This window comes from Corallococcus exercitus (genome assembly GCF_003611585.1).
GTDB lineage: Bacteria > Myxococcota > Myxococcia > Myxococcales > Myxococcaceae > Corallococcus > Corallococcus exercitus.
On record NZ_RAVW01000547.1, the window covers coordinates 1 to 5,444 of the forward strand.

3 protein-coding genes are annotated in these 5,444 nt (G+C 73.1%); all 3 read left to right on the forward strand.

Features of this window, described 5'->3' with window-relative positions; all coding sequences use genetic code 11:
- Positions 1–4,515: non-ribosomal peptide synthetase (locus D7W79_RS38205; protein ID WP_120530184.1), on the forward strand; the 4,515-nt coding region annotated here is incomplete at its 5' end.
- Positions 4,516–4,545: 30 nt separating this feature from the next.
- A complete protein-coding gene (locus D7W79_RS38210; RefSeq protein WP_244222201.1) occupies positions 4,546–4,821 on the forward strand; it encodes a chorismate mutase in 276 nt (91 codons plus the stop codon).
- 14 nt (positions 4,822–4,835) lie between these two features.
- The coding region (locus D7W79_RS46560) for an anthranilate synthase component II (protein WP_147442264.1) at positions 4,836–5,444 on the forward strand (609 nt) is incomplete at its 3' end.

The following is a 5,444-nucleotide window of genomic DNA, read 5'->3' on the forward strand; positions in this document are numbered from 1 at the left end:
CTCCCCGCCATTCCCCGTCGCGGAGGAGCGGGGCCCGCGCCGCTGTCGTTCGCGCAGCAGCGCCTGTGGTTCCTGGAGCAGGTCCAGCCCGGCGAGGCGGGCTACCACACCGTGGCCGCGCTGCGGCTGGACGGGCCGCTCGACCTGGAGGCGCTGGCCTGGAGCTTCGAGCAGCTGCTCGCGCGCCATGACAGCCTGCGCACCGTGTTCCGCCAGGCCGGCGGGCAGCCGTTCCAGCAGGTCCTGGGCTCGGTGCCCTTCGCGCTGGAGCACGTGAACGTGCTGGCGAAGGGCACGCCCGAGGACGTCATCCGGGAGGCCGCTCGCGAGCAGGCCCGCCGGCCCTTCTCCCTCACGGAGGGACCGCTGCTGCGCGCGGCGGTGATGCGGCTGGAGGGCTGCCATGGGCTCGTCGTCACGCTGCACCACATCGTCTCGGACGGCGCTTCGATGGGCGTGCTGGTGGCCGAGCTGGCGCGCTTCTACCGGGCCTTCCGCCGCCGCGAACCCGCGCGGCTGACGCCCCTGCCCCTCCAGTATCCGGACTTCGCGGTCTGGCAGCGCGAGCGCCTGGAAGGCGCCGGGCTGGACGCGCTCCTCGCGTGGTGGCGGGAGCGGCTGGACGGGACGCCCGGAGTGCTGGAGCTGCCGCTGGACCACCCCCGTCCGGCGGTGCTCGGGGCGAAAGGGGCCGCGTGCCCGGTGGTGATTCCCCGGGAGCTGACGGCGGCGCTCCAGGAGCTGTCGCGCCGCGAGGGCGCCTCGCTCTTCATGACGCTGCTGGCGGCCTTCCAGGTGCTGCTGCACCGGCTCACCGGGAGCGACGACCTCGTGGTGGGCTCGCCCATCGCGAACCGCGGCCGTCCGGAGCTGGAGGGGCTCATCGGCTTCTTCGCCAACACGCTCGTCTTCCGCGCGCGGTTCGGCCAGGACCCGACGTTCCGCGAGCTTCTGGCCAGGACCCGCGACGAAGCGCTCGGCGCCTACGCGCACCAGGACCTGCCCTTCGAGAAGCTCGTGGAGGCGCTGCGGCCGGACCGGAGCCTGTCGCGGGCGCCGCTGTTCCAGGTCGCGTTCGCGCTCCAGGAGCCGCCGGTGCTTCCCGCCCTGGACGACGTGCGCGCGACGCTGGTGGACGTGGCGGAAGAGGTCTCCCCCTTCGAGCTGTCCCTGCTGATGCACGAGGACGCGGGAGGGGTGCGGGGGACGCTCGAATACAACACGGAGCTGTTCGACGCGGACACCGCGAGCCGCTTCGCCGCGCGCTACCTCACCCTGCTGGAAGCGCTCGCCCTTCGTCCCGGCACGCGCGTGGGAGCCCTGCCGCTGCTCACGCCCGGCGAGCAGCGCGACCTGGTGCGATGGAACGCGACTCTGGGGGCGGTGTCGGACGCATCGACGCTGGACGTGCTGGTGTCCCAGCAGGCCGGGCGCACCCCGGACGCGCCGGCCCTGGGCATGCGAGGTCAGCGGCTCCAGTACGCGCAGCTCCAGTCCCGCGCGGAGCACCTCGCGGCCGCGCTGGCGCGCCGGTGCGAACCGGGAGCACGGGTGGCCGTGTGCATGGACCGCTCGTTCGAGCAGGTGGTGGCGCTGCTCGGGGTCCTCCGGGCGGGGCTGGCCTGTGTCCCGCTCGACGCGGGCGCTCCGGATGAGCGGCTCGCCGGCATCCTCCGGGACGCCGGGGCCGTGCTCACGCTCACCGAGCCCCACCGCGCCGCGCGTCTGCGGCCGCTGGGCCCGGAGGTCCTGACGCTGGAGCCCGGCGGCGAGGGGGCGTCCCCACGGGACGGCTTCCCTTCGCGGGCCCTGCCGGACGCAGCGGCCTTCGTCCTCTACACCTCCGGCTCCACGGGAGCGCCCAAGGGCGTCATCGTGCCGCACCGGGGGCTGGTGTCGCAGATGCGCTGGATGGAGGGCGCCTTCGCGCTGGGGACGGGCGACGTGGGCCTCCAGAAGGGAGGCCTGGGGTTCGTTCCCTCGCTGTGCGAGCTGTTCGCCCCGCTGTGCACGGGCGGCCGGGTGGTGTTGGCGGATCCAACGAAGAGCTACGACGCGCGTCACCTCGTGGACTGCGTGGTGGACGAGGGGGTCACGCTGCTCGAAGTCGTGCCGTCGGTGCTGGAGCTGCTGCTGCGCGAGGAGGGCGTGGAAGCCTGCGTCTCGCTCCGTCACGTCTTCGCGGGAGGCGAACCGCTGCCCGTCGCGCTGACCCGCAGGCTCCACCAGGCGCTGCCCGGCGCCCGGCTGCACAACTTCTACGGGGCCACGGAGGTCAGCGGCTCCATGACGTGGTGGCCCTGCGAGCCGGGGGAGCCGGGACCGGTGCCGGTGGGCCGCGCCATCGCGAACGCGGAGGCCTACGTCCTCGACGAGCGGGGGCAGTTGCTGCCGCCCGGTGTCTGGGGGGAGGTCTGCGTCGGCGGGCCGGTGGTGTCCTGGGGCTACCTGGCGTCACCGGCCCTCACGGCCCTGAAGTTCGTGCCGGATCCTTTCTGTGGCCGGGAGGGCGCCAGGCTGTACCGCACCGGGGACCTGGGACGCTTCCGGCGGGACGGGGCCCTGGAGGTGCGGGGTCGCATCGACGCGCAGCTGAAGCTCCGGGGCCAGCGCATCGAGCCCGGCGAAATCGAAGCGGTGCTCGGCCGCCACCCCGCCGTGCGCGAGGTGGTGGTGATGGCCGTGCCCGCGGGGAGCCCGGACGCCAGGCTGTGCGCCTGGTACGTCACGCGGGGCGCGCGGCCCTCCACCGGCGAGCTGCGCCACTTCCTGCGGGACCGGCTGCCCTCGTACATGGTGCCGGAGGTCTTCGTGGCCCTGGACGCCATGCCCATGTCGTCCAACGGAAAGGTGGACCGGCGCCGGTTGCCGGAGCCACCGGCGCACGACGAGGAGAACCGGAGCGTCTTCGTGGCGCCGCGCTCCTCGCTGGAGCAGCGGATATCGGATGTCTGGTCCCAGGTGCTCGGCACCGGACCGGTGGGCGTCTTCGATGACTTCTTCACCCTGGGCGGCCACTCCCTGCGAGCGGCCGAGGTGGTGTCGCGGCTGCGAAGCGCGCTCCAGGTGGACGTGCCCATCACCGCCGTCTTCGAGCACCCGACCATCTCCGCCCTCGCCGTGAGCCTCGCGGACGCGGCCCCCGCGCAGGCCGCTGGAAGCCCCCCGCTCCAGCGCACGCGCCGCGATGGCCCGCTGCCGCTGTCCTTCGCGCAGGCCCAGGTGCTGGACGCCGAGCGCGAAGGAGGACTGCCCGGGACGGAGCACCTCATCCCGCTCTCCGTGAGGTTGAAGGGGCGCCTGGACACCGCCGCGCTCGAGCAAGCCCTGAAGGCGCTCGTGGCCCGGCACGAAATCCTCCGGACCACGTACCCCCGCGTGGAAGGCGGCCCCGTCCAGGTCATCCACCCGCCGCCCGGCTTCACGCTGGAGCGCGAGGCCCTGGCCTCCCTGTCGGAGGAGGACCGCGAGCGCGAGGTCCAGCGCGTCGCCAGCGCCTGGCACACCACCCCGTTCGACCTGGAGCGTGACGTCCCGCTCTTGCGCGCGAGGCTGCTGGAGCTGGGGCCCGCGGAGCACGTGCTGCTGCTCGCCACGCACCGGATTGCCTACGACGGTCAGTCGTTGAACGTGCTCATCGGGGACCTGAGCGCCGGCTACGAAGCCGCCGCGGCCGGGCGCGTGGCGGCCCTTCCCGAGCTCCCCCTCCAGTACGCCGACTTCGCGCGCTGGCAGCGGGAGCGCTTCGAAGGAGCCCCGGCGGCGCGGAAGCTCGCGGAGTGGACACGGCACCTCCAGGGAGCCCGCCGCGGCCGGCTGCCCATGGATGCGCGCGCCGCCGGGGGAACAGGACCCGGGAGGCTCACGGTGCCGCTGGAAGAGGCACTGGTGACGGCGCTGGAGGCCCAGGCCGTGCGTCAGGGCGCGACGCTGTTCCGCCTGGGCCTGGCGGCACTGGCCGCGGTGCTCGGGCGGCTCACCGGCGAGGAGCGCGTCTGGATTGGCTGTCCCTCGGCGTCGCGGGACGCGCTGGAGCTCCAGGGACTGCTGGGGCGCTTCGCCAACATGCTGGTGTTGGACGTGGACGTGTCCGGTGACCCCACGGCCGAGGGGCTGGTGCGGCGCGCGGGCGAGGCGTTCGTGGAGGCCCGGACCCGGGAGCTGCCCCTGGCGCTGCTGCGGGCGCGGGCCTTCCCGGACGGAATCCCGCCTTTCACCACGACGTTCAACGTGCTCAACCACCTGGCCCGGCCGCTGGGGGCCTTCGACGTGGCGGGCCTGTCCGTGGAGGCGCTGGAGGCCCCGCCGGAATCGAGCGAGTACGACCTGGGGGTTTCGCTGGAGCCGCGCGCCACGCTGGAGCTGGTCCTGGACTACCGGGCGGACCGCCTCCACGAGGACACGGCGCGGCACGTGGCCCGGTCGCTGGTGTCGCTGTTCGAGGCCTTCTCGCGGGAGCCGGAGCGCCCGCTGTCGTCGCTGCTGTCCGGAGTGGAGTCGCCCGCGCGCCGCTGACGAGGCGGCCGCTCATGAGGGTGGATGCGCATGGATGCTTTGCAGGGGTTCAGGCAGGAGCTGGACGCGGTGGACGAGGAGCTGGTCCGGCTGGTGGCGCGCCGGCTCCAGGTGTGTGACCGCGTCGCGCAGTGGAAGCGGGAGAACGGCGTTCCCATGATGCAGCCACAGCGGGTCGAACAGGTGAAGCGCCGCTGCGCGGAGCTGGGAGCGGCCCAGGGGCTGGAGCGCGCGTTCGTCGAGGCGCTCTACACGCTCATCATCGACGAGGCGTGTCGGCGCGAAGAGCGCATCATCGACGGGTGACGGGAGACGTGCGGGTGCGGACGCTCATCATCGACAACTACGACTCGTTCACGTTCAACCTGTTCCAGCTCCTGTCGGAGGTGAGCGGGACGCAGCCGGTCGTCGTGCGCAACGACGAGAAGCCGTGGCATGAGCTGCGGGGGCTCGGGTTCGACAACATCGTCATCTCCCCGGGCCCCGGCCGTCCGGACCACCCGGCGGACTTTGGCATCTGCCGTGACGCGCTCCTGGAGGCGGACGTCCCCATCCTGGGCGTGTGCCTGGGCCACCAGGGCATGGGCCACCTCCACGGAGCCCGCGTCCAGCACGCTCCGCAGGCCATGCACGGACGGCTGAGCGCCGTGCGCCACACGGGGACCGACCTCTTCGAAGGGCTCCCGCAGGACTTCCAGGTGGTGCGCTATCACTCCCTCTGCCTGGCCCGGCCGCTGCCGGAGGGACTGGTGGAGACGGCGTGGACCCCCGACGGAGTCCTGATGGGCATGCGCCACCAGTCGCTGCCGCGCTGGGGCGTCCAGTTCCATCCGGAGTCCATCAGCACGGACTGCGGCCGTCAGCTCCTGGCCAACTTCTGTATCTTATACACATCTGATGCTGCCGACGATAAGGCTCGGGTAGATGGC